Below are 833 nucleotides of genomic sequence, written 5' to 3'. Positions count from 1 at the left end.
ATGGCCACGTTGACTCCGTTCTACGAAGAATCGCAATCCATCTACGACGTCTCGGACGAGTTCTTTGCACTGTTCCTAGACCCGACAATGGGCTATACGTGCGCTTATTTCGAACGCGAAGACATGACGCTCGAAGAGGCGCAGAACGCGAAGTTCGATCTGGCGCTGGGCAAATTGAATCTCGAGCCCGGGATGACACTGCTCGACATCGGTTGCGGCTGGGGCGCGACCATGCGCCGGGCCATCGAGAAGTACGACGTGAACGTCGTGGGGTTGACGTTGTCGGAGAACCAGGCCGAGCACGTGCAGAAGACGTTCGACGAGATGGACACCCCCCGCACCCGACGGGTGCTGTTGGAGGGTTGGGAGAAGTTCCACGAGCCCGTCGACCGCATCGTCTCCATCGGCGCCTTCGAGCACTTCGGCCGCCAGCGCTACGGCCGCTTCTTCAAGATGGCCTACGAGGCGCTGCCATCCGACGGGGTCATGTTGCTGCACACCATCGTTCGCCCGTCCTTCAAGGAGGCCAGGGCGCGAGGCATGGGGCTGACCCACGAGATCGTGCACTTCTCGCAGTTCATCCTGACCGAAATCTTCCCCGGGGGCTGGCTCCCGACCCCCCAGACCGTCGGGGAGTACGCCGTCACGGCCGGCTTCGAGCTGACCCGGGTGCACTCGCTGCAGCTGCACTACGCGCGGACCCTGGAAACGTGGGCGGCCGCCCTCGAGTCGAACCGCGAAAAGGCGATCGCCATCCAGTCGCAAGAGGTCTACGACCGCTACATGAAGTACCTGGTCGGCTGCGCGAAGCTGTTCCGCCAGGGGTACACCGA

1 protein-coding gene is annotated in these 833 nt (G+C 62.9%); it reads left to right on the top strand.

Going from position 1 to position 833, the window contains the following annotated elements; translation table 11 throughout:
• The coding region (locus tag A5695_RS10085; protein ID WP_068080524.1) for a cyclopropane mycolic acid synthase family methyltransferase at positions 1-833 on the top strand (833 nt) is incomplete at its 3' end.

The organism is Mycobacterium sp. E1747, assembly GCF_001667775.1.
Taxonomy (GTDB): Bacteria; Actinomycetota; Actinomycetes; order Mycobacteriales; family Mycobacteriaceae; genus Mycobacterium.
The sequence above is the reverse complement of the archived record's forward strand: the minus strand, read 5'-3'. Positions and strand labels throughout refer to the sequence as shown.